The organism is Amycolatopsis sp. NBC_01307 (assembly GCF_035975215.1).
GTDB lineage: Bacteria > Actinomycetota > Actinomycetes > Mycobacteriales > Pseudonocardiaceae > Amycolatopsis.
The window spans coordinates 4453647-4477226 of record NZ_CP108403.1; the positions used below are offsets into that span (position 1 = coordinate 4453647).

A 23580-nucleotide genomic window follows, 5' to 3' on the forward strand; every position below is an offset into this window, starting at 1 on the left:
GAGCTGAGCGCCCGCGTCGAGCCGGCCCGGCTTCCCCCATGGCCCGGTCGCCGGTACCGGTACGCCCGGAGGGCCCAATCTCGTTGCCGTTTCTTCGGCAAATCCGGCGCCTCTCCCAGATGCTGAACGGCCGCTTCCCTCTCTTGGCAGCGGCGACAGCGCCGTGCGAGTATCGATCCGTCGCACCCGCCGGCCGCCCGGCCCAGACGCATTTGTTGCTGTCACACCCTTTTCCCGAATGATCGGTGACGTCCTCGTCGCCTTCGACAAGGACGTCCACCATGATCGAAAGCGCTTTCTCACGCCGGATGCTGCTGCGTGGCACCGGCGGGATCGGCCTCGCCGCCCTGCTCGCCGCGTGCGGCGTGGACGCCGAGAACACCGCCGGGCCCGCCGGTGGGCCGCCGAAATCCGGCGGCACGCTGCGGGTCGGCACTCCGGCGCCGCCGACCGCCGTCGATCCCGTGACGATGTACGACGGCTCGGCGATCGCGATCGTGCAGCTCGTCGCGGACTACCTGATCTGGCTGGAGAACGACTTCAGCCTGACGCCGCGGCTGGCCGAGAAGTGGGCCGCGGAAGACGGCAACAAGCGGTGGGTCTTCACCCTGCGCGCGGGCGTCACCTTCTCCGACGGCACGCCGCTGGACGCCACCGCGGTGAAGGCGTCGTTCGACCGGCTGCTCGACCCGGCCCAGGACTCCGCCGCACTGGCCGCGTTCAAGTCCGTGCTCAGCGCGGGCGGAGTGTCCACAAGGGACGCTTCGACGGTCGTGTTCACGCTGGACCGGGCGTTTTCCGACTTCCCGTTCCTGGTCTCGGCGGGCAACTACAACGCCGTGATCCTCAAGGCGGACTACGCGGGCGCGTTCACCGACCACGCGATCGGCACCGGCCCGTTCCTGCTCGGCGGCTACGACCCGTCCACCGGCGCCACCTTCACCCGGAACCCGAAGTACTGGCAGCCCGGGAAACCGTACCTCGACGGCGTCGAGATCAAGTTCTACGCCGACGCCCAGGCCGAGCAGCTCGCGCTGGGCAGCGGCGAGATCGACGCGCTGGTCATCACCGACCCGTCGATCATCCAGGAGACCGGCGACGTCGTGCTCGACAAGGTCCCCGGCACCGCGATGACCGCGCTGACCCTGCGGGTGGACCAAGCGCCGTTCGACCGCAAGGAAGTCCGCCAGGCGATCGCGTACGCCCTCGACCGGCCCGCGCTCAACGAGGTGGTCGACGCGGGCATCGCCCAGCTGGGCAACGACCACCTGTACGCCCCGCTGTTCGCGGCCGGCCCGAAGGACATCCCGCAGCGGGCGAAGGACCCCGCGAAGGTCAAGGAGCTGCTCGCCGCGGCCGGCGTCGGGAAGCTCAGCTTCCCGCTGTCGTTCGACCCGCCGAGCAAGAACTTCGCGCTGGCGGTGCAGGACCAGCTCCGCCAGGCCGGCATCGAAGTCACCCTCGACCAGCAGACGTCGAAGGCGTTCTACGGCGGCGACCAGGCCAAGGACACGCCCTGGCTGTTCACGCCGGCCAACCTCGTCGGCTGGGCCGGGCGCCCGGCGCCGAGCCAGTTCGTGCGGCCCATGGTCACCTCCGACGGCGTGTGGAACGGGGCCAAGTACCGCAATCCGCGGCTCGACGCGGCGCTCGTCGCCTACGACGGCGCCACGTCCGACGACGAGCGCAAGCGGCAGGCGAAGATCATCGCCGACGTCCTGCACGAGGACGTCCCGGTGGTGCTCGCCCTGTGGAACGGCGCCGTCCGGGCCTACAACAAGACCCGCTTCACCGGGATCAAGGCGCACCCGTCGTCCTTTGTGGACTTCAGCGCGGTGTCCCGAGCGTGACGGGGCTGCTGCTGCGCCGCGCCGTCGCCATCCCGGTGACGCTGTTCGTGGTGTCCCTGCTGGTGTTCCTCGCCACCGAGATCCTGCCCGGCGACGTGGCGCGGACGGTGCTGGGCCGCGAGGCGAGCGAGGCTTCGGTGGCCCGGCTGCGCGGGTCGCTCGGGCTCGACCAGCCGTTGACCGACCGGTTCCTGCGGTGGGCGGGCAACTTCGTCCGCGGCGACTGGGGCACGTCGCTCACGCTGCACGTCCCGGTGCGCGAGCTGGTGTTCGACCGGCTCGGCAGCTCCCTGCTGCTGGCGGGGTTCGCGTTCGTGCTGCTCGTGCCGGTCGCGCTGGCCGCCGGGGTGCTCAGCGGCCTGCACCACGACCGACCGCTGGACCGGGTGCTGAGCGGGCTGGGCCTGGTGTTCGGCGCGATCCCGGAGTTCGTCACCGGCGTGGTGCTGCTCGTCGTGTTCGCGGTGAACGTCCACTGGTTCCCCGCGTCCGCGCAGACGCCGCCCGGCGCGAGCCTGGTGCTGCGGCTGGAGCACCTGGTGCTGCCCGCGCTGTCGCTGGTGCTGCTGTGCACCGGCTACGTCGCCCGGCACGTCCGCGCCGGCACCGTGTCCGTGGTGGACAGCACCTACGTGCGGGCCGCTGAGCTGCGCGGATCGACGCGGTGGCAGGTCGTCCGGCGGCACGTGCTGCGCAACGCGACCGTGCCCGCGGTCAGCGCGCTCGGCGTGCAGGCCCAGTTCCTGCTCGGTGGCCTCGTCGCGGTGGAACTGCTGTTCAACTACCCGGGGGCGGGCGCGCTGCTGCTGACGTCGGCGCTGGACAAGGACCTGCCCACCCTGCAGGCCACCGCGGTGGTGCTGGGCCTGTGCTACGTGCTCGTCATGACCGCGGTCGACCTCGCCTACCGGCTGCTCGACCCCCGGATCCGCCGCGGGGTGACCGCGTGAGCGCCCTCCGGCAGGCGACGGCCCCGGTCGCGCTCGTCACCGCCGTCGCGCTCCCGCCGGGCCGGCGTCGCAAGCGGGTCCCGGTCGTGCTCGCGCTCGGGCTCCTCCTGGTTCTCGGCTGGGTGGTCGTCGCCGTGTTCTGGCCGCAGCTGGCGCCGCAGGACCCGCAGCTGCAGCACCCGGCGCACCGGCTGGCCGCCCCGGGCGGGGCGAACCTGCTCGGCACCGACCAGTTCGGCCGCGACACCTTCTCCCGGGTGCTGGCCGGCGCCCGGCCGGTGCTGCGGATCGCCCCGGTCGCGACGCTGCTCGCCGTCGTCGCCGGTACCGCGATCGGCCTGCTCGCCGGCACCTACGGCCGCTGGGTGGACGGCGTCATCATGCGCGTGCTGGACGCCGTGCTGGTGTTCCCGTCGATCATCGCGAGCGTCCTGTTCGTCGCCCTGCTCGGGCATTCCGCCGCGGTGCTGGTGCTCGTCATCGGCATCTCGTTCGTCCCGATCGTCGCCCGGAGCGTGCGCGCGGCCACGCTGGTGGAGCGGGCCAAGCCCTACGTCGACGTGGCCCGGCTGCGCGGTGAGCCGGGCTGGTCGCTGATGCTGCGCGAGATCCTGCCCAACGTCGCCCGGACCGTGCTGGTCGAGGCGACGTCCCGGCTCGGCGACGCGGTGTTCGCCGTGGCCACCCTCGCGTTCCTCGGCCTGGGCCAGGAACCCGGTTCGCCGGACTGGGGCACCTCGGTCTCCGACAACCGCGCGTGGCTGCCGACCGCGCCGTGGACCGTGCTGGCCCCGGCGCTGGCCATCGCCTCCCTCGTCGTCGGCGTGGCGCTCGTCGCCGACGACCTGCGCGCCCGGTTCGAGGCGGCATGAGCGCCGGCCTGGTCGTCGAGAACCTCGGGGTCGCCTACCGGACGGCGGCGGGCGAGGTGCGCGCGGTGGACGACGTGTCCCTGACCATCGCGAAAGGACGGATGCTGGGCGTCGTCGGGGAGTCCGGGTCCGGCAAGACCACCATCGCCCGCGCGCTCGGCGGGCACCTCCCGGCCGGCGGCCGGATCGTGTCGGGGCGGATCACGGCGGGCGGGGTCGACGTGCTCGGGCTGTCCCGCCGCGACCTGCGGACCTGGCGCCGCCGGGACCTGGCGTTCGTGCACCAGGAGGCCGGCGGCGCGCTGGACCCGACCATGCGGGTGGGTGCCCAGCTGGCCGAAGCGCTGGCGCTGCAGGACGTTCCCCGCCCCGGCCGGCGGGAGCGGGCGGCCGGGCTGCTGGAGCGCGTGCGGCTGCCCGCGTCGGTGGCGCGGCGCTACCCGCACGAGCTGTCCGGCGGGCAACAGCAGCGGGTGGTCATCGCCGCCGCCCTCGCGAAGCAGCCGAAGCTGCTGGTGCTGGACGAGCCGACGACGGGGCTGGACGCGTCCGTCGAATGGGAGATCCTCACCCTGCTCGACCGGCTGCGCCGCGAGCTGTCCGCGACGGTCGTCCTGATCAGCCACGACCTCGACCTGGTCGGCCGGCTGTGCGACGACATCGCCGTGCTCTACGCCGGCCGCGGCAGCGAGTTCGGCCCGGCCGACGCCGTCCTGCGCGGGCCCGCGCACCCGTACACCGCCGCGTTGCTGGCGTGCGCGCCCGAGGTGGGTGTCCCCCGCTCGGTCCGGCGGCTCGCCGCGATCCCCGGCGCGCCGGGCACGGCCGCCGACGGCTTCTCGGGCTGCCGCTTCGCCACGCGCTGCGCGTTCGCCGACGACCTGTGCCGCACCACCGAACCCGGCGTCACGGAGTTCGCGCCGGGCCGGACGGTGCGCTGCCACCACGCCGAGCGGCTCGCCCCGCTCCCGGTCCGCCCGGACGCGGCTTTCCCCGGGAACGTGCCGCCCCTGGACGCATCTTTCCCGGCGAAAGTGACGTCCTCGGGCGCGCCGGACGGCAGCCGGCTCGGCGTGGACGGCCTCACCGCCGGCTACGGCGGCCGGCCCGTGGTCCGCGACGTGACGTTCGAGATCCGCCCGGCCGAGGTCTTCGGCCTGGTCGGCGAGTCCGGCAGCGGGAAGACCACGCTGGCTCGGACGATCGCCGGGCTGGGCCCGGGCGGGGGCGCCGGCACGATGACGTTGTCCGGCGCGGACCTGCCCGCGTCGCTCGGCCGGCGCCGCTCCGGGCTCCGGCGGCGGGTCCAGATGGTCTTCCAGCAGCCGGAAGCCACCCTGAACCCGGCCCAGCGCGTCGGCACCGTCCTGCGCCGCGCGATCCGGACGCTCGGGGGCACCGGCACCGCGCGGGAGCTCGCCGAGCGCGTCCAGCTCGGCCCGGACCTGCTCACCGCCCGGACGACCGCGCTGTCGGGCGGGCAGCAGCAGCGGGTCGCCATCGCCCGCGCCTTCGCCGGCCGGCCGGACCTGGTGATCTGCGACGAGCCGGTGTCCGCGCTCGACGTCAGCGTGCAGGCCGGGGTGCTGGAACTGCTGGCGCGGCAACGGGAAACCACCGACACGTCGGTCCTGTTCATCTCGCACGACCTCGCCGTGGCCGGCTACCTGGCCGACCGCGTCGGCGTGCTCTACCGCGGCCGCCTGGTGGAGACCGGCCGCACCGCCGACGTCCTCGCCGGGCCGCACCACCCCTACACGGACCTGCTCGTCACCGCCGCCCACCGCGCCGAGGTCACCGAAGCGCCGCGGCGCGCGGACACCGGCGCCGGGTGCGTGTTCGCCGCGGGCTGCCCGCACCACCTGGGGCCGCTCTGCGACGACGAGCCACCGCCGGCCCGCGACCTCGGGGACGGCCACGACGTCCGCTGCCACCTGCCCGCCGACCGCCTGCCCCCGTCCCGTCCGCTCGCCGCCGAGAAGGAGCCTCGATGACCGACACCCGGATCCAGCCCGAAAACGAGTTCGCCGAGGTGACCGCCGAGGCGCCCGCGCAGGTGGTGCACCGGCGCTGGGTCACCGTGACGGCCGGGATCAACGTCAGCGGGGTGCTCTGGGGCGCCGGGCCGGCGGCGCTGGTGCTCCTGCCCGCCCCGGGCGCCGACGCCCGGTCCCTCGACCGCGTCGCCCTGGCGCTCGGCGAGCCGGTGGTGGTCATCGACCCGCCGGGCACCGGCCGCTCCGGCGGCAGCGCGGGCACCCCCAAGCGGGCCGCCAGGGACATCGTCGAGGCCGTGGCGTCGTTCGCGCCCCGCGCCCGGGTGATCGCCGGCATCGGCGCCGGCGGCGTCATCGCGCTCGCGGTGGCGCTCCGGCGCGCGGAGCTGGGCACCGTCGTGCTCGCCGGCACCGAGCCCGGCGACGACGTCACCGCGCTGCGCGAGCAGCTGCCCGGCACCACGATCACCGAACTCGCCGCCCCCGGGGATCCCGGCGCGTTCGCCGCCGCCCTCACCACCGTCCGGAAGGGAAACTGAGATGAGCGCACCGGAAATCACCCTGATCGACGTCGCCGCGGCCGAAGCGGGCGACACCGCCGAACTGGCCCGGCTGCGCACCGCCGGGACCGAGCTGGGCATCATCCAGGTCGTGAACCACGGCGTCCCGCAGGACCTCGTGGACGACTTCCACAACCGGGTCGCCGCGCTGCTCGCGCTGCCCCGCGCCGAGAAGATCGGGCTGGCCAGCCCGACCGGGCACCCGTACCGCGGCTGGCGGCAGTGGCCGGACGACTTCGGCCGCCTCGAGCTCGAGCGGTTCAGCATCGGCCGGTACGACAGCCCCGCCGACGCCGAGGCGGCCGGGCTGCCCGCCGAGTACACCGGCGAGTTCGCCCACCCGAACGTGTGGCCCGAGCAGGACCCCGGCTTCCGCGACGTCACCCTCGCCTACCACGACGCCGCCACCGGCCTCGCCGGCCGCGTGCTCCGGCTCTACGCCCGCGCGCTCGAGGTCAACCCGGACGTCTTCCCGGTGGCCGCGACCCCGCACCACACGACCTTCACCGTCAACAACTACCCGACCTGGACCCACGACGATTCGTCCACAGAGGACGGCGAGAAGCTGTTGCTGCTGGAGCACGCGGACGGGTCCGCGCTGACCGTGCTGCACCAGCGCGGCGACTACGAAGGCCTGCAGGGCCAGCAGGTCGACGGGACCTGGCTGCCCGTCCCGATCGTGCCCGGCGCGCTGCAGGTGTTCACCGGGTCGCTGCTGTCGCGGTGGACCAACGGCGTGCTGCGCGCGGGCCGCCACCGCGTCGTCGCCGGCGGCACGGTGACCCGGCTGTCCAGCGGCGTGTTCTGGCACCCGCGGGTGGACACGGTCGTCGAGCCGCTGGCGCCGTTCGTCGTCGGCGACGAGGAGCCGGAGTACGACCCGTTCCTGCTCTGGGACTCGGTCAAGTCCGGCGTCGAGGAGTACCTCTCGGTGTTCGGGCGGCCCGAGCAGGTCGCCGCCTGGCGCGAAGGCCGGCCCTACGTGGCGGCCGTGACCGAATGAGCGACCTCGCGGCATCCCGGCGCCACCCGGTTCCGGCGGGCGAACTGACCTACGAACCGGGCGAGCGCCGGGTGCGCGGGGTGATCGGCGAGACGACGGTCGTCGACAGCACGCACCCGGTGCTGGTCTGGGAGCCGGGCCGGCCGGTACCGCTGTACGCGTTCCCGGCCGGCGACGTCCGGACCGACCTGCTCACCCCGGGTGCGGCCGGGCGCGACCGGCCGGGCGTGCGCACCTGGTACGACCTGACCCTCGACGGGCGGCGGTTCCCCGCGCTCGCCTGGGACTACGACGTTTCCGGGGAGGTGCCCGAGCTGGCCGGGCACCTCGCGCTCGACTGGTTCGGCCGCACCTCGCCGGGCGTCGAGCACTGGTACGAAGAGGAAGAGGAGATCTTCGTCCACCCCCGCGACCCGTACAAGCGCGTCGACGCCCTGCCCGGTTCGCGGTGGGTGCGCGTCTCGATCGGCGGCGTGGTCGTCGCCGAGACCCGGCGGCCGGTCCTGCTGTTCGAGACCCGCCTGCCGATCCGCTACTACATCCCGCCCGAGGACGTCCACTTCGACCGCCTGACCCCGGTTCCGCTGCAGACGTCGTGCCCGTACAAGGGAACCGCCCGCTATTGGTCCACTCCGGACGCGCCGAACGCGGCGTGGGCCTACCCGGCCCCGATCCCGGCCGCCGGGCCGATCAAGGACCACGTCGCGTTCTACAACGAGATCGTCGACATCGAGGTGGACGGCGAGCTGCTCGAACGGCCGGTGACGCCGTTCACCAGCCGCCTCGTAGCCGGGTGAGCCCGGGGGCGCTCAGCAGGTCTTCCGGACGTACCCGGACTCACCCGCCGGGACGACGTCCTCGTCCCGGCGGACGATGCTGATCTTGCCCTTCCACGACGCGCACGCCTTGCTCAGGCCCGAACTCGTGTACTCGACGTCGACCACGCGGTTCCCGAACGCGTTCGCGTAGACGTCGCACTCCGTGTACTGCCCGCACTCTTCGGCGACCGCGAAGTCCAGCCCGTTGGCGACCCGGTTCGCGGCCAGGTCCACCGTGTTCTTCTGCGCGATCGCCAGCCCCTTCGCGTGCGCGTGGCTCGACAGCAGCTTGATGTAGTCCTGCGCGTTCGCCGTCGAGATCAGGTTCTTCGACCGTTCGTAGCTGTCGTAGTTGTCCGGCTCGATCGCCTGGAAACCCTTGCCCGCGCAGGAGTCGACGATCCCGTTGATCTGCGCGGCCACCCGGGAGCGCTTGTCGGCCGTGCGGAGGTCGAGCAACGCCTCGTGCCAGTCCGGGTCGACGACCTTGTTGCCGTTCGCGTCCCGCAGCAGCAGGTCACTCGCCCACTCGCCGTCGTCACCCTCGTTGACCTGGAAAGCGTTGATGTAACAGATGTTGTACAGCCCGCTCGCCGCCGGGTCGGAATGGTCCCGGCTCACGATCTTGACCCCGGACGGCGGCGTGTAGGCCCCGCCGATCTGGTAGTCCCACGCCGACGGCGTCGGCGGCAGCGTCACCGCCGCCGCCGACGCACCCGCCGTCGCCAGCAGGCAGGCCGACGTCAGGGCCGGCACGGCGAGGGCGGCCAGGAACCAGGATTTCACCGCGGAAGGGTTGCGCGTCACATCGACTCCATTGGGGATGCGGGGGATGGTCCAACCAAATCATGAAAGCGCTTTCTCACAGGTTCGTCAATCATTCACGGACGAATGAAGAAAATGATCGATTGACCGCATAGCACACCCGGTCCACCCGCTATCGACGGCCCGGCCGGTGCCGCGATCGGCGGCCTCGGCCCACCCCCGAGGACGGCTTTGTAGCGGACAGCCCTCCTCCGGCGACTTGCTGTGCGTGACCCTGAACCCCGCGATCGAGAACCACGCCGCCGTCATCACCGTCCGCCCGGACCGGGAACCCGGCTCCCTCTGGCGCTGGCTGGGCGACGACCCGGACGCCCACGCGCTGCTGACCGGCTTCGGCGGCCCCGCCGACGACGAACAGCAGGGCACCTTCGAGGTGATCAACACGGTCGTCGCCAACGGATTGGCGCTGTCCAGCCTCGTCGTCGCGGTCGCCGGCTGGCGGGACCGGCGGCGAGCGGTGCCGCCCACCGTGACGCTGGAACGAGACGGAGTCGTCATCGACGTCACCGGCGCCTCGGCCGCGGAGATCGCCGCCATCGCCCGCGCGCTCGGGATTCCCGAGGACGACGAACCCGCCTGAGGCCATGGACTCCCTCGCCGACACCGGGCGCTCCCGGGCCGTGATCGTCGGCACCGGGCGCTACAGCGCCCTGCCGCACCTGCCGTCCGTCACCCGCGGCGCGGCCCAGCTCGCCACCGCCCTGACCGACCCGCGGCTGTGGGGGCTGCCGGCCGCGCACTGCCGCGTGCTGACCGATCCGCCCTCCGCCACGACCGTGCTCGACGCCGTCCGCGCGGCCGCCGCCGAAGCCACCGACCTGTTCGTCCTCCACCTCGCCGGCCACGGCTTCGTCGACCCCGACTCCGACGAGCTCCACCTCGCCCTGACCGGCACCGACCCCGACCGGCCCTGGACCGCGCTCCCCTACCGCTGGCTGCGCCACGCCATGCAGCACCCCACCATCCGCTCCCGCCGCAAGGTCGTCCTCCTCGACTGCTGCTACAGCGGCATCGCCCTCGGCGGCTCGCTCGCCGGCCCCGCGGCCCTGGGCGACCGGGTCGCCATCAGCGGCACCTGCGTGCTCACGGCCACGGCCGAAACCAGGACCGCCCTCGCGCCGCGCGGCGAGCCGTTCACCGCCTTCACCGGCGCCCTGCTCCGCACCTTGGGCACCGGCGTGCCGGACGGCCCCGCCCTGCTGGACGTCGAGACGATCTACCACCACCTGCGCGCGGAACTCGACGCCCGCAACCGGCCGATCCCCCAGCTGCGCAGCCGCAACGCCGGCCACCGCATCGTCCTCGTCCGCAACACTGCGACCACCGCGGCGCGGCCACCGGCCGGCGCCCCGGCCGTGCCGCGGCGACGCTGGCCCGCCGCGGTGGCGGCCGCGGCGGTGCTGCTCACCGGCGCCGACACGCTGCCGCCGCCGACGCCGGATCTGCCGGTCAACGCCGTGCTGGCCTGCGCCAACCCCACACCACCACCGTCACCGACCGCCGTCGACGCCGAAACCACACCCGCCATCACCCAGGCGCGCGCGAACCGGAAGACCCACGATCGGATCGTCATCGGGATCGTGTCCGGCCGGCCGGGTCACACCGAGCGCTGCGCCGACGGGAGCCTGCGCGGCTTCGACGTCGCCGTCGGCGAAATCATCGCCGCCGACCTCGGTTACCCACCCGGCCGGATCTCCTGGACCGAACTCCCGGTCGCGGCCAGGGTCTCGGCCCTGCAACAACACCAGGTCGACTTCGTGGCCGGGAGCATGGCGATCTCCACCGAGCGGAAACGCCACATCGCCTTCGCGGGCCCCTACGAGATCAGCGCGCAAACCCTGCTCGTCCTCGCCGGGGACACGGCGATCAACGATCCCGAAGACCTCCGCACGAGCGGCAAAACCCTGTGCGGGGTCGCCGGCAGCACCGGGCCGGAGGGGGTGAAACCCTACCTCGGCGACGCCGGGCAGATCGTCACCCGGACCTCGGTCGACGAGTGCCTCAGGCTGCTGCTGCGCCACCAGGTCGAGGCCGTGACCGGCGACCGGTCACTGCTGGTCGCCTACGACAAGGCGCTGGCCGGGCGCACCCGTCTGCTCAACACCAGCTTCGGCGACACGGCCTACGGGATCGCCGTCGCCATCGGCGATCCGACGCTCAGGCAGGCGATCCACGACATCCTCGCGCACAGCTACCGCGACGGCCGCTACGCCCGAGCCTGGAAGGACTCCCTCGGCCGCCTGATCCCCGAAATCGACTCCGGTCCGCAGCTCACGGAGTGACACACCGGACGCGACAGTCCACATCGGACTCACAGGGGACGCCCGTGTCGTCAGCCGAGCATCTGCATCCCCGCGAAGAGCACGACCAGCAGGGCGCCGACGCCGAACCCGACGAGCAGTGCGCCGCCGACGGCCGGGCGGAGCCGCACTCCCGCGTAAGCCAGTCCCAACGCGAGCATCAACCACGCGCCCACCAACGGGAAACCCGTCATCATGCCCGCGGTGAGCAGCGAAACGCCCTTGGCGCCGCCGGCGACCACCAGCGCGTAGCCGGCGATCACCAGCCAGTGCAGCGGGCGGATTCCGGCCGGCTTGGCGACCATCGTGCGCCAGGAATGCTGGTGGGTCATGACGTACCCTCCTGATTCGGTGATACGTCGAGTGTCCCACGTCACGTCGCCGATGATCCTTACCTGAACGTTACGGCCCGGCCGACCGTCCACTGTGCACAACGGTCAGCGCGGGTCGATCAGCTCGAGAACGCCGTCGGCCGTGCCGGTGACGAACAGCCTCCCGGTCGACGAATCCACGCCGACCGTGTTCGGCTGCCGGACCGTCGGCAGCCGCACGACCTCCTTCGGCGTGCCGGAGGAGAGGTCGATGCCGACCACCTCGTTGCGCGCGGTCAGTGTCACCCACATCCGGTCGCGCACGGCGTCGTAGGCGATCCCGTACGGCGTTCCCGGCAGCGCCAGCTTCCCGATCTGTTCGAGCCGCGGCGTGAGCCGGTAGAGCAGGACGGCGTTGCCGCGGGTGTCGGCGACGGCGAGGTGGCCGCGCTTGTCGGCGAGGACGTGCGTGGGCCCCGCCCCGGCGGGCACGCGCCCGACCTGCCGCAACGCCCCCGCGTCGTAGACGGTGAGGTCGTTCTGCCGGACGTCGACCAGCCCGACGAGGTCGCCGACCGCGGCGAGCCCGGCGGGCTGGGTGACGTCGGCAAAGGTGTGCACGACGTGCCCGTCGCGGACCACGACGACGCTCTTGCCCAGCTCATTGGCCACGAAGTACGAGCCGTTGGCGGCCCGGGTGGCGTCGTGCGGGACCACCCCGGTCACCACCGTCGTGGTCACCTCACCACCGGGCAGGGCGATGGTCAGCAGCGAGTTCGACGTCTCGTCGGGCACCAGCACCGGCCCACCGGGCCCGGCCAGCTGCAGGTGCCGCAGCCAGCCGGGCAGCGGCACCCGCTTCACCACCTGCCCGGTCCGCGCGTCGACGAGGGCGAGCGCGTTCGGCTCGCGGACGCCGACCGCGACCAGGTGGGTCAGCGCGTCGGCCACGACACCTTCGGGGGACGCGCCGATCGGCAGCACCTGGCCGGCCGGGGGCCGGGCCACCCCGGGAGCGGCGGCGGGCTCGGCGGCCGGCGGCAGCTCGGCGGGCTTGTCCGCGACCGGACTCGAGCAGCCGGCGAGGAGGACGGCGGCCAGGCACCACGGAGCGAAACGCACCGGTAACCCCTTTCGACGAAGGCCGCCCACGTTAGGCACCCCGCGCTGGTCAGGTGGGCCGGCGACGCGTTCGGTAAGGAGGCCGTAAGGTCGCCGATCCGACTCGGCAGCCGTGACTCACCGCGGTAGCTCGATGACCATGGCTCGGCGGCGGTAGCCCGTCGGCGGTGGCTCACCGGCGGTGCGGGCGAGCCCGGCGAGGGCGGCCGTGGCTCACCGGCGGTAGCCCAACGGTCGCGGCTCGCCGGCGGTAGCCCGACGACCGTGACTCACCGGCGGTGCGGGCGAGCCGGGCGAGGGCGGCCGTGGCTCACCGGCGGTAGCCCAACGGTCGCGGCTCGCCGGCGGTAGCCCGACGACCGTGACTCACCGGCGGTGCGGACGAGCCGCGCGAGGGCGGCCGTGATTCACCGGCCGTGGCTCACCCGGCCGGGCGAGAGCCGACAAGTGACCACGATGGACTCCCCGGCCCGGTACCGGCGGGAGCGATCGGTGTCCGCAGCACGTCCAGGCCGGGCACGAACCCCGCCTCCGAGCGATCTGTCGCGATCGGACAACGCGCGCCCGGTCCGGTGACTGTCCGTTCCGGAACGTCCTGTTTCGACCGAGTCGTCCACGTGGGATCCGCCGCACAGTTGCGCACGCCGTCCACACCGGACGGGACCGTCCGGGCCACCCCCGCCCTGGTCCAGGCCCACTCCGGCGCGCTCGGCCGCCGGAAGTTCCTGACGTTTCAGATTCACGATCTTCGTCCTACACTGGGTGAACAGCTCCTACGAACGGACCAGTGAGTCTAGACCGAAGGCCAAAAAAGTGACGTGTGTCATCCTCCCGAGTATTGACCCCACCCGTTGTGAGCAAGCTGTCACCGCCTCTACAGTGGCCCGCGTGACTCCCCGAGAATGAGTCACGCACTCCCATCGGATTCGGTCCCCGAACCGTCATATTTCTTCAAGGAGCAAGCCTTGCTTGGAAACGCCATGAGCGGTGGCCGGGTTCGCACTCGCCGCGCCGCGCTCGGGCTCGCCCTCATCGCCGTCGCCGCCACCGCCCTCTCCGGGTGCAGCTCGCTCGGCTCGGACAGCTCGAACGCCTCGTCGACCGGTGGCGGCGGTCTGGAGAAGACCAAGATCAAGGTCGCGATCTTGCCCACCGTCGACACCGCTCCGCTGTGGCTCGCCCAGGACAACGGCTACTTCAAGGCCGAGGGCCTCGAGGTCGAAGCCGTTGTGGCCGCGAGTGGCCAGGCGGCCATGACGAAGGCGATTTCCGGCGAAACCGACATCGCGATCTCGAGCTACTTCCCGTTCTTCGTCGCGAAGAGCACGGGTGCGGCCGACCTGCAGTTCGTCTCGGACGCGACGTCGATCAGCCCGAAGTCCGTCTCGATCGTCACGGTCCCGAACTCGCCGGTGAAGTCGATCAACGACCTCGAGGGCAAGAAGATCGCGATGACCGCCAAGAACACGGCGAGCGACCTGCTGGCCAAGTCCCAGATGAAGGACCACGGCGTCGACATCACCAAGGTGAACTGGGTCCAGATGCCGTTCCCGAACGTCGCGGCGGCCCTGCAGCAGGGTCAGGTCGACGCGGCCTTGCTGCCCGAGCCGTTCCTCTCGCAGGCCGCCAAGTCCGCGGGCGCGATCCCGGTGGTCGACGTCAACACCGGTGCCACCCAGGACTTCCCGCTGTCGGGCTACGCCTCGACCAGGAAGTGGGTGCAGGCGAACCCGAAGACCCTGGCCGCCTTCCAGCGCGCGATGGCGAAGGCCACCAGTGACACGACCAACGACCGGTCCAAGGTCGAGCCGATCCTGGTCAAGTACGCCAAGATCGACGAAGGCACGGCGAAGCTGCTCAACCTGCCCGCCTTCGTCGCCAAGCTGGACGCCCGGCGCCTCCAGCGCGTGCCCGACCTGATGCTCCAGATGGGCGCGATCACGACCGCCGTGGACGCCGCCTCGATGATCGCCCCGCAGGTGACCAGCTGAGGTAGCAACCGCTTCCGCGGACTCACCGGCCTGGCCGGCTTCCCCCTGCTCCGGGAGGAAGCCGGCCAGGCCGCTTTGCGTGGCAGGAGCCACGCTCCACACAGGAACGCCCGCCTTCCGCAGCCGGTACGTGCTGCGGAAGACGGGCGTTCTGGCGGAACCGAGGGACTCAGCGGCGACGCCGGTGCGTCAGTACGGCGACTTCTCCGCCGAGGTGACGCGGATGTGCACCAGCGTCGGGCGCGAGTCGGCGAACGCCGCCGTCAGGCCGGGAACCAGGCCGGACGGCTCCGAGATCGTCACGCCCTGGCAGCCCATGCTCGACGCCAGTGCGGCGAAGTCGATGCCGCCCAGCACGGTACCCGGCAGCTTCCCGCCACCGATCGAGTCGCCGAAGATGCGGACCGCCGCGTACTCGGTGTTGTCCAGGATCAGGATCGTCACCGGCAGCTCCTGACGCGCGGCCGTCCAGAGCGCCTGGATGCCGTACATGCTGGAGCCGTCACCGACCACGCCGATCACCTTGCGGTCCGGCCGGGCGAGCGCCGCGCCGACCACACCCGGGACGCCGTAGCCGAGCGTGCCGCTGGCGACCGTCAGGAAGCCCGTGTCGGTCGCGGTGATGGGCAGGTGGTCGTGCATCACCCCGCGGTGGCTGGGTGCCTCCTCGACGACGATCGCGTTGTCCGGCAACAGGTCCGTGAGCGACGAGTAGACGAACTCGCCGGTCAGCTTCTCGCTGCTCGGCTTCGCGGGCCGCGCCAGCGGCGCGGGCGCGGGCCGGCTCGTCTCGCCGACGGCGTCGACGAGCGCGCGGATGCCGAGCTTCGGCGTGGCCCGGATGCCGGTGCCTTCGAAGGCCCGCGCCAGGATCTGCTCGTCGTCGCTGACGATGAACAGCGGCGGCAGCGGAGCCTCCCCGCGACCGCGGTCGACGTGGTAGGTGAACGCGGGTGCGCCGAGCACGACGACGAGGTCGTGCGCGGCCAGCTTGTCCGAGATCGCGCCGCGCTCGGGGTCCAGGAACCCTTGGAACAGCGGGTGGTTCTCGGGGAACGAGCACCGGGACGACATCGGCGCGACCCACACGCCCGCCCGGACGCGCTCGGCGAGGGCGACGGTCTCCTCGACGGCACCGTCCTGGTCGACGGCCCCGCCGACGACGATGGCGGGCCGCTCGGCAGCCTCCAGCGCGGCGGCGAGTTCGGCGACGGCCTCGGGATCCGGTGCGAAGCCGCGGATCCGCGACCGGCTGATCATCGGGCGTTCGGTGGTGGCGGTCCAGTCGTCGGCCGGGACGGACACGAAGACCGGACCGGACGGCGCCTGCGTCGCGACGTGGTAGGCCCGCGCGAGCGCGGCCGGGACGTCCTCGGCGGTCGCGGGTTCGATGGACCACTTCACGTACGGCTTGGGGAATTCGGGGGCGTCCGTCGCGCCGAGGAACGGATCGTGCGGCAGCAGCGAGCGGCTCTGCTGCCCCGCGACGATGATCAGCGGCGTCCGGTTCTTGTAGGCGGTGTAAAGGCTGCCGAGGCCGTGCCCGACGCCGCCGGCGGAGTGCAGGTTGACGAGCACGGCTTTGCGCGCCGCTTGGGAGTAGGCCTCGGCCATCGCCACGACGGCGGACTCCTGTAGCCCGAGGATGTAGTCGAAGTCGTCCGGCCAGTCGGTCAGGAACGGGACCTCGGTGGTGCCGGGGTTCCCGAACACCGTGGTGAGGCCGAGTTCGCGGAGGAGTTCACGGGTGGCGTCGAGGACCGTGCGCTTGATCATGCCCACAGACTAACGCTTAGCTTCGCGAAGGAAACCCCCAAAGGGCCGCCCGGTGCCGCGCTGGGCCGCGTGTTTGCGTTGTCACTGACGGCAATCGGAGACGTGCTCTTCGTGCACGCCGGTCGGGGCGGGGTCGTGGTCGAGACCACTCCCCCGCCACCGAGGGGTGGGCTCGCTCAGCCCCGGCGGCCGCGCGCGCCGACGGTCATCCAGCTGTAGTCCACAAAGGACGGATCCTCGTACACTGCGTACGCCTCGTCGAGCACCTCCCGGGTGACCAGGCCGGTGGCGAGCGCGTGCTCCTCGACGATCTTCGTCGTGCCCTTGAGCCAGCCCGCCAGCGGCTGCCCGCCCCGCGCCGGCAGGACCACGCCCTCCGCGGCGCACTCGAGCAGGCCGGCCGCCTCCAGCGCGACCGGCAGGGTGCGGCCCCACTCCGGCGCGGTGCCGACCCGGTCCGCCATGACCCGCGCGAGCGCCGCCATGGTCTGGCGGGTCGCCGGGTGCGAGGACAGCTCGGGCAGCGTGACACCGATCTCGATGAGCAGCCACCCGCCGGGCTTGAGCCACGACGACAACCGCTTGATCACGGCGTCGCGCGCAGGCAGGTGCTCCAGCACGAACCGGGTGTGGATGACGTCGAACTCCCCGGGCGCGTCGTCCGTGGTGACGTCGTGGTGCAGCACGGTCACCCCACGGTCGGCGAGCGGGTCGAGGAACGCGAGGCTGAGGTCCGTCGCGACCACGTTCTCCGGGCCGGCCAGGTCGGCCATCCTGTCGGCCACCGAACCCGCTCCGGCGCCGACCTCCAGGCACCGCCACCCCCGCCGCACCCCGAGGCTTTCGAGCTGCCGGAAGCTGAACGGGTCGAAGCTCTTCTCCAGCAGGCCGAGCCGGTGGCGCTCGGCCTCCGCCTGGGTGTCGACGAAGTTGTTCCAGCCGATGGTCTGTGACATCCGGTGTTTCCTCATTCGATCAGATCGGGCGACGCCGCATCGTACGGCTCGCCGCGTCGCGTCCGACAGGCCCGGACTCCCCTTTTTTCGCCGCCCTCGAACAAAGCCGGCCTGCCGAACGCGCCGTCGATCGCAAAAGCCGTCGTCGCGGTCCGCCGCCGACGCTCCGAATTGGACCGACTGGCGTAATCACCGCCGACGGACGTGACGGGCGTCACTTCCCGGGTGGCTACCGCACTATCCACGTCGGACCGGCGACCGGGAAAGCGCCGCGGCGATCCAAGGCGCGGGAGCCGGTTCCGGAACTTGGGACCAGCCGCCGCCGATCACTGTCACAGGCAGTCACAAACCCACGCGGCGCGCGATGTGGATAGTCACTTTTCGCAATACTGTCAAATCATTGGTGAATCCGACCGGTCCTACGCTAATCGGGTTATCCACCCTGCCACGAACGGTCGCATACCATGGTCGGCGGCGCATTCGGAGCAGTTGCGCTGCGTACAGTCCGACTAGGCGAAGAGGGTCGAACACCTTCGAGTGGTATTGCTTCGGACGCGATCTCACCGTAACTTCTCCAGCGATCAGTCGCCCTTCCCCGGTCCTGACGATCACCCCCCGTCGACGAACGCGCCGGGTCACCCTTTGTCGGTTTCATTGTCGCGTCCGAAAGAATGGATTCCAGCACGATGACGGATCTCGCGTTGCCGGTGAACGCCGCCCGAAGCAGGAGCATCGGGTTGCTGGAGGCCGCGGTCGAGCGGTGGGCGGCCGAGCGGCCCACCGCCACGGCGTGCTCCGCGCCGGACGGCGTGCTCGACTTCGCCGGCCTGGCCGAGCGGACGACGGCGATCGCCGGGGCGCTGGCGGCCGCCGGCGCGGGACCGGGCACCACCGTCGCGCTGACCACCGGACGGTCCCGGCTGGCCGTGGCGAGCCTGCTCGCCGTGTGGCGCCTCGGCGCGACGGCGGTGCCGCTGGACGAGCGGCACCCGGCCGCCCGGACCGCCGAGGTGCTCGCCGACGCCGGCGTGTCGCTGATCCTCGGCCGGCGGCCGCCGGGCGCGCCGGCCGACCTGCTCGTGCTCGACCCGGAGAGCGCCCGGGGCGGGGCGTTCACCGCGGCCGGGGGCGAGATCGCCTACCTCATCCACACTTCGGGCAGCGCGGGGCGGCCGAAGGGCGTCGAAGTCACCTACGCGGGACTGGAAACCGCGCTGGGCGCCATGAGCACCCTCCACATCGGACCGGGCGGCCTCGGGATCAACCCGCTTTCGCCCGCGTTCGACGGCTGGCTCTGGTGCGTGCTGCTGCACCTGCTGAATGGGATCGGCACGGCGATCCTCGACCTCGCCGACGACGGCGAGCACGTCGACCTCGCCGGCCGGATCGCCGCGATCGCGCCGCGCACGGCCAGCCTCACCCCGTCGCTGCTGGCCTCCTGCGCCGACGCGCTCGCCGGGGCCGAGGTCGTGGTGGTCGCCGGGGAACGCTGCCCGCGCGGGCTGCTCGAGGTGCTGCTGGCCCGGCACCGGGTGCTGAACGTCTACGGCCCCACCGAGGCCACGATCGCCGCGACCTGCGCCGACAGCGCCCGCGGCGACGACGTCACGACCATCGGGCGCCCGCTGCCCGGCTACCTGGCCCGGGTGCTCGACGACGACCTGCGGCCGGTGCCCGCGGGCACCCGCGGCGAGCTGTGCCTCGGCGGCCCCGCGCTCGCCAGGGGCTACCGCGGCGACGCCGACCTCACCGCGCGCCGGTTCGTCACCGTGGACGGCGAACGGCTGTTCCGCACCGGTGACGAGGTCCTCGCCCGCCCGGACGGGCAGCTCGAGTTCCTCGGCCGGCTCGACACCCAGGTCAAGGTGCGCGGGTTCCGGATCGAGCTCGGCGAGCTCGAGCAGGTCGTCGAGCAGCTGCCGGCCGTGCTCGCGGCCACGGCGTTCGTGCGGACCGACGGCGGCACCCTCGGCGTCGCCGCCGTGCTCGGCGAGGGGCACGACCCGGTCGCCGGCGCCCTGCTCGTGCGCGAGCACTGCCGCACGTTCCTGCCCGAGCACCTGCTGCCGTCCACAGTGGACTTCGTACCCGCACTGCCCTACACCGACCGCGGCAAGGTCGACCGGGACGCGCTCGCGGTGGCCGCCGACGCGGCCCGCCCCGCGGGCCGGGCGCCGGCCACCGCCCGTGAACACGAGGTCTGCGCCGTCTTCGCCGAGGTGCTCGACCAGCCGGTGGCCGACGTGGCCGCCGACTTCTTCGAGCTCGGCGGCCACTCGCTGCTCGCCGCCCGGATGGTGGCCACGCTGCGCAAGCGGACCGGGCTGCGGGCGTCGATCCCGTTGCTGCTGGGCAACCCCAACCCGGCGGCGCTGGCCCGGGAGCTGGACCTGCTCGCGGCGGTGTCCGCGTGAGCGCCTGGGTGGTGCCGTGGCACCCGTCCCCCGCCGGCCGCCCGACCCTGGTCTGCGCGCCGCCCGGCGGCTCCGGCTGCAACCGCTTCCGCGGCTGGCAGGCCCGGCTCGGGCTGGCCGTCTCGGTGGTCGGCGTGCAGCTTCCCGGGCGGGAGAACCGGTTCGCCGAGGAGCATCCGGCGACCTTCGCCGACGCCGTCGCCGCCGTCGCCGCGGACCTCGCCGAGCTCCGGGCGGGCGCGCCGCTCGTCATCGTCGGCGAGAGCTTCGGCGGCCTGCTCGCCTACGAGCTCGCGCGGGCGGTGGGGCCGGACGCGCTCGTGCTCGCCGCGACCGAGCCGCCGGGCAACCGGTCGGCCGCCGAGCACCTGGTCATCGACGAGCAGATCCTGCGCGACCTGTTCGTCTCCGGGCCGCCGGAACTGCGCGACCTCGACGAGGACAGCCAGGAGTTCCTGCTCGACGTGCTGCGCCGGGACGACAAGCTCGCCGACACCCACGTGCTCGCCGAGAAGTTCCGGGTGGACTGCCCGATCCACGCCTGGTCCGGCGACCTGGACGAGGTCGTGCCCGGGCACCTGCTCGACGGCTGGGCCGGCTACAGCACCGCCGGCACCACCCGGCGCGCCTTCGCCGGGAGCCACACCTTCCTGACCGATCTCGCCGACGAAACCGTGCCCGCGCTGGGGAGCCTGCTGTGCTGATGGACCTGACCGACGACCTGAGCTTCGCCGGCACCGAATTCTGGCCGCACTTCGCGTGGCTGCGCGAACACGACCCGGTGAGCCGCCACCCCGACGCCCACGGCGGGTTCTGGGTGGTCAGCCGGTACGCCGACGTGCTGTCGGTCTACCGCGACGCGGCCGGGTTCAGCTCCCGGCACGGGATGCGGCTGGGCACCAACCAGACCGCGGTGGACGCCGTGACCGGGCAGATGCTGATCGTCTCCGACCAGCCGGACCACGCGCAGCTGAAGACCGTGCTGGCCAAGGGTTTCTCGCCCGCCGCGATCCCGCACGCGGAGGACCTGGTGCGCACCGTGGTGCGCGGCCTGCTCGACGACGCCCTCGCCGCGGGCGAGGTGGACGTCGTGGAGACCGCGCGCCGGCTGCCGACCCGCGTGGTGTGCGCGCTGATGGGCGTGCCGCGCGAGGAGTGGGACTGGCTCGGCGGCACGATGAACGACGCCTTCGAGGGCGAGGACGAGCAGAGCAGGCTCGCCGCGCACGCCGAGATCTTCCTGTACTTCTCGGAACTGGTGCTCGACCGCCGGGAGCACCCGGGCGACGACTTCGTCAGCCGCATCGCCGCCGACCGGCGGTCCACGGCGGACGGCACGAAGCGGCCGCTGACCGACACCGAGATCGTGGTGAACTGCAACGGCGTCCTCGCGGGCGGCAACGAGACCACGCGCTACTCCGCGGCCGGCGCCGTCCTCGCCCTGATCGAGCACCCGGACCAGTGGGCGGCGCTGCGGGCCGACCCCGGGCTGCTGCCGAGCGCGGTCGAGGAGGTCCTGCGCTGGACCACCCCCGGCGTGCACGTGCTGCGCACCGCGACCGCGCCCACCACGATCGGCGGCGTCGACATCGCCGCGGGCGACCGGGTGACCCTGTGGAACGTCTCGGCCAACCGCGACGACGCCGAGTTCGGCGACGCCGGCCGCTTCCGGGTGGACCGCACACCCAACCGCCACCTCGCCTTCGGCGGCGGCCGTCACCAGTGCCTGGGGGCGCGCCTGGCCCGCCTGGAACTGACCGTGTTCCTGGAGGAGCTGCTGAACCGGGTGACCGCCGTGGACATCGTGGGCGAGCCGCGCTACACGGCGTCGAACTTCACCTGGGGCGTGCGCGAACTGCCGGTGCGGCTGCACTCGGCCTGATCGTCCAGGCGCTGTCCTGCGAGTCTGCTCGACGGGCTTCGTGATCCAGGTGGTTCCTGACGGTGCGGGCGGATCGCCCTCGTACCGGGTCGTTCTCGGGTGAGCCGCCCGTGCCGTCAGGGGCCGCCTGGGCGCGAAGACGACTCTGTCGGCGACCTCGAGTGGGTCGTCTCGGTGGATTCGAGTGTGGTTGCCCGCCGCGCAGCCAAAGGTTCCCGCGGCGGCCGGCCACCCGCCTTCGATGCCGAGGCCTACAAGCAGCCCAACGTCGTGGAGCGGTGCTTCAACCGGCTCAAACAGATCCGTGACCTGGCCACCCGCTACCTGCTACCAGGCAGAACTCACCATCGCCGCGATCGTCCTCCGGCTCCGATGACTTACAGGACAGCGCCTAGCCGGCGGCGCGGGCGGCCCGCCGGGACAGTTCCGCGAACGCCGTACGCAGCTGCGGCGGGGCGATCACCTCGATCTCGGTGTCGAACCGGGCCAGCGCCCCGGCGAGGGCGGTCCAGGACCAGGAGCCCGACGTCAGCCTGGTCCGGGTCGCGCCGAGCGCCTCGACGACGCCGTCGCCGGCGAACGGGGCCACCTCCGCCACCGGCAGGTCGAGGATCACCTCGCCGCGGCAGGGCCAGGCGTCCGCGCTCTCGGATCCCTTGAACCGGGCCGACAGGAACGCGGCCACGTCGCCGCCCGGCACTTCGCGGGGCGCGAACCGCGGCCCGTTCGGGATCCGCGGTGTCATCCGGTCGGCGCGGTAGGTCCGCCAGTCTTCGCGGTCGGGATCCCAACCGACGACGTACCAGCGCCCGGCCCGCACCACCAGGTGGTGGGGCTGCACCCGCCGCGGCGGGCCCGGCTCGGCGTCCGCGGGGCGCCCCGGCGAGCGGTAGCCGAACCGCAGCTCCTCCCCCGCGCGGACCGCGGCGCTCAGCGTGAGCAGCACCCCGGTGTCGACCTGGGGCCCGCCGGGGCCGGCCGCGCTGATCTCGAGGGCGTCGACGCGCTGCCGCAGCCGCGACGGCAGCACCTGCCGCACCGTGGTCAGGGCCCGCGCGGCCGCCTCCTCGATGCCCGCGCCGGTGCCGACGGCGATCCGCAGCGCCACCGTGAGCGCGACCGCTTGCTCCTCGTCGAACAGCAAAGGCGGCAGCTGACTGCCGGCTTCGAGCCGGTAGCCGCCGTCGGGGCCCTTGACCGCGTGGACGGGATAACCCAGCTCGCGCAGCCGGTCGACGTCACGGCGCACGGTCCGCTCGCTGACGCCCAGCCGCTCGGCGAGCAGGCCGCCGGGCCAGTCACGGCGGGCCTGCAGCATGGACAGCAGCGACAGCAGCCGGCTGGAGGTGGTCGTCGAGGAGGCGATCGGCATGGTTTCACCATGCCACAAGTAGCGGACGTTCCCTGTCCGCTACTGCTGGCATCGTCGTTCCAGTCGCCGGAAACCTCCGGCACCAGGAACCACTCGTGAAGGACCGGAACACCATGTCGCTCAGCGCTGTCACCCACCTGAACTTCCACGGCCAGGCCCGCGAAGCCCTGGAGTTCTACCAGTCGGTGTTCGGCGGGCAGCTCACCGTCGCCACCTACGCCGACTTCGGGATGCCCGCCGACGTGCCGGGCGCCGACCGCGTCGTGTTCGGCCAGGTCGTCGCCGACAACGGCTTCCGGGTCATGGCCTACGACGTGCCCGGCGCGCAGACGCCGGCCGCCCCGGGCGCGCCCACCACGCGTCGCGAAAACGGCACCACGATCACCACGGAGCCGTTCTTCCTCTCCGTCCGCGGCGAGAGCGTCGACGAGGTCACCCCCGTCTGGGAGGGCCTCGCCAAGGGCGGGGCCGTGATCGAGGCGTTCGGCCCCGCCCCCTGGGCGCCCGGCTTCGGGATGCTCGCCGACCGCTTCGGCGTCACCTGGATCGTCGACGTCGCGGCCGAGTACGCCCAGGCCTGA

20 protein-coding genes and 1 pseudogene are annotated in these 23580 nt (G+C 72.8%); 15 read left to right on the plus strand and 6 right to left on the minus strand.

Features of this window, described 5'->3' with window-relative positions; all coding sequences use genetic code 11:
• Window positions 1-281: 281 nt before the first annotated feature.
• Genes OG439_RS18880 through OG439_RS18910 form a run of 7 tightly spaced genes read left to right on the plus strand, consistent with a single transcriptional unit; the run spans window position 282 to window position 8029 of the window.
• Window positions 282-1850 carry an ABC transporter substrate-binding protein gene (locus OG439_RS18880; protein ID WP_326950667.1) on the plus strand — a complete coding sequence of 523 codons (1569 nt, stop codon included), beginning with the start codon at window positions 282-284 and terminating at the stop codon, window positions 1848-1850.
• Window positions 1847-2800, plus strand: coding sequence for an ABC transporter permease (locus OG439_RS18885; RefSeq protein WP_326950668.1), 954 nt, complete (start codon window positions 1847-1849; stop codon window positions 2798-2800). The genes OG439_RS18880 and OG439_RS18885 overlap by 4 nt, the downstream gene beginning before the upstream one ends.
• Window positions 2797-3672: an ABC transporter permease gene (locus OG439_RS18890; protein WP_326950669.1), complete on the plus strand. Its 876-nt coding sequence runs from the start codon at window positions 2797-2799 to the stop codon at window positions 3670-3672. The genes OG439_RS18885 and OG439_RS18890 overlap by 4 nt, the downstream gene beginning before the upstream one ends.
• Complete coding sequence (locus OG439_RS18895) at window positions 3669-5666, plus strand: ABC transporter ATP-binding protein (RefSeq protein WP_326950670.1); 1998 nt, start codon at window positions 3669-3671, stop codon at window positions 5664-5666. The genes OG439_RS18890 and OG439_RS18895 overlap by 4 nt, the downstream gene beginning before the upstream one ends.
• Window positions 5663-6208, plus strand: coding sequence for an alpha/beta fold hydrolase (locus tag OG439_RS18900; RefSeq protein WP_326950671.1), 546 nt, complete (start codon window positions 5663-5665; stop codon window positions 6206-6208). Before OG439_RS18895 ends, OG439_RS18900 begins: the two co-directional genes overlap by 4 nt.
• Before the next feature lies 1 nt (window position 6209).
• The gene (locus tag OG439_RS18905; protein WP_326950672.1) at window positions 6210-7232 is read left to right on the plus strand and encodes a 2OG-Fe(II) oxygenase family protein; all 1023 of its coding nucleotides are present in this window, start codon (window positions 6210-6212) and stop codon (window positions 7230-7232) included.
• Complete coding sequence (locus OG439_RS18910) at window positions 7229-8029, plus strand: DUF427 domain-containing protein (RefSeq protein WP_326950673.1); 801 nt, start codon at window positions 7229-7231, stop codon at window positions 8027-8029. The genes OG439_RS18905 and OG439_RS18910 overlap by 4 nt, the downstream gene beginning before the upstream one ends.
• 12 nt (window positions 8030-8041) lie before the next feature.
• Here the strand turns inward: OG439_RS18910 and OG439_RS18915 are convergent, their stop codons facing one another.
• Complete coding sequence (locus OG439_RS18915) at window positions 8042-8857, minus strand: endo alpha-1,4 polygalactosaminidase (RefSeq protein WP_326950674.1); 816 nt, start codon at window positions 8855-8857, stop codon at window positions 8042-8044.
• A gap of 226 nt (window positions 8858-9083) precedes the next feature.
• Between OG439_RS18915 and OG439_RS18920 the strand changes: the two genes are divergently transcribed.
• Together OG439_RS18920 and OG439_RS18925 are read left to right on the plus strand one after the other, a co-directional pair.
• Window positions 9084-9455, plus strand: a complete 372-nt coding sequence (locus tag OG439_RS18920; protein ID WP_326950675.1) for an effector-associated constant component EACC1 — start codon at window positions 9084-9086, stop codon at window positions 9453-9455.
• A 4-nt stretch (window positions 9456-9459) separates the two neighbouring features.
• Complete coding sequence (locus OG439_RS18925; protein WP_326950676.1) at window positions 9460-11157, plus strand: caspase, EACC1-associated type; 1698 nt, start codon at window positions 9460-9462, stop codon at window positions 11155-11157.
• A gap of 50 nt (window positions 11158-11207) precedes the next feature.
• Here OG439_RS18925 and OG439_RS18930 read toward each other — a convergent pair whose 3' ends face one another.
• Both OG439_RS18930 and OG439_RS18935 read right to left on the minus strand, forming a co-directional pair.
• Window positions 11208-11507: a hypothetical protein gene (locus OG439_RS18930; protein ID WP_326950677.1), complete on the minus strand. Its 300-nt coding sequence runs from the start codon at window positions 11505-11507 to the stop codon at window positions 11208-11210.
• 105 nt (window positions 11508-11612) lie between these two features.
• Window positions 11613-12608 carry a YncE family protein gene (locus OG439_RS18935; protein ID WP_326950678.1) on the minus strand — a complete coding sequence of 332 codons (996 nt, stop codon included), beginning with the start codon at window positions 12606-12608 and terminating at the stop codon, window positions 11613-11615.
• Between the two features lie 980 nt (window positions 12609-13588).
• Here OG439_RS18935 and OG439_RS18940 point away from each other — a divergent pair.
• Window positions 13589-14599: an ABC transporter substrate-binding protein gene (locus OG439_RS18940; protein WP_326951569.1), complete on the plus strand. Its 1011-nt coding sequence runs from the start codon at window positions 13589-13591 to the stop codon at window positions 14597-14599.
• A 189-nt stretch (window positions 14600-14788) separates the two neighbouring features.
• On the opposite strand, the gene mdlC is transcribed toward OG439_RS18940, so the two are convergent.
• Together mdlC and OG439_RS18950 are read right to left on the minus strand one after the other, a co-directional pair.
• A complete protein-coding gene (gene mdlC, locus OG439_RS18945) occupies window positions 14789-16375 on the minus strand; it encodes a benzoylformate decarboxylase (RefSeq protein WP_326950679.1) in 1587 nt (528 codons plus the stop codon).
• A gap of 176 nt (window positions 16376-16551) precedes the next feature.
• Window positions 16552-17331 carry a class I SAM-dependent methyltransferase gene (locus tag OG439_RS18950; protein ID WP_326950680.1) on the minus strand — a complete coding sequence of 260 codons (780 nt, stop codon included), beginning with the start codon at window positions 17329-17331 and terminating at the stop codon, window positions 16552-16554.
• 671 nt (window positions 17332-18002) lie between these two features.
• On the opposite strand from OG439_RS18950, the gene OG439_RS18955 reads away from it, so the two are divergent.
• From OG439_RS18955 to OG439_RS18970, 4 genes and pseudogenes are all read left to right on the plus strand, one after another.
• Window positions 18003-19745 (plus strand): non-ribosomal peptide synthetase, encoded by a 1743-nt coding sequence (locus OG439_RS18955; RefSeq protein ID WP_326950681.1) that lies wholly within the window; start codon window positions 18003-18005, stop codon window positions 19743-19745.
• Window positions 19742-20449: a thioesterase II family protein gene (locus OG439_RS18960; RefSeq protein WP_326950682.1), complete on the plus strand. Its 708-nt coding sequence runs from the start codon at window positions 19742-19744 to the stop codon at window positions 20447-20449. The genes OG439_RS18955 and OG439_RS18960 overlap by 4 nt, the downstream gene beginning before the upstream one ends.
• Window positions 20449-21627, plus strand: coding sequence for a cytochrome P450 (locus OG439_RS18965; protein WP_326951570.1), 1179 nt, complete (start codon window positions 20449-20451; stop codon window positions 21625-21627). The genes OG439_RS18960 and OG439_RS18965 overlap by 1 nt, the downstream gene beginning before the upstream one ends.
• 198 nt (window positions 21628-21825) lie before the next feature.
• Window positions 21826-21951, plus strand: a pseudogene (locus OG439_RS18970) (IS5-like element ISMt1 family transposase); the annotation flags it as partial.
• Window positions 21952-22018: 67 nt separating this feature from the next.
• Here OG439_RS18970 and OG439_RS18975 read toward each other — a convergent pair.
• Window positions 22019-22999 (minus strand): helix-turn-helix transcriptional regulator, encoded by a 981-nt coding sequence (locus OG439_RS18975; RefSeq protein ID WP_326950683.1) that lies wholly within the window; start codon window positions 22997-22999, stop codon window positions 22019-22021.
• Between the two features lie 113 nt (window positions 23000-23112).
• Here OG439_RS18975 and OG439_RS18980 point away from each other — a divergent pair, with 113 nt between their 5' ends.
• A complete protein-coding gene (locus tag OG439_RS18980; protein WP_326950684.1) occupies window positions 23113-23580 on the plus strand; it encodes a VOC family protein in 468 nt (155 codons plus the stop codon).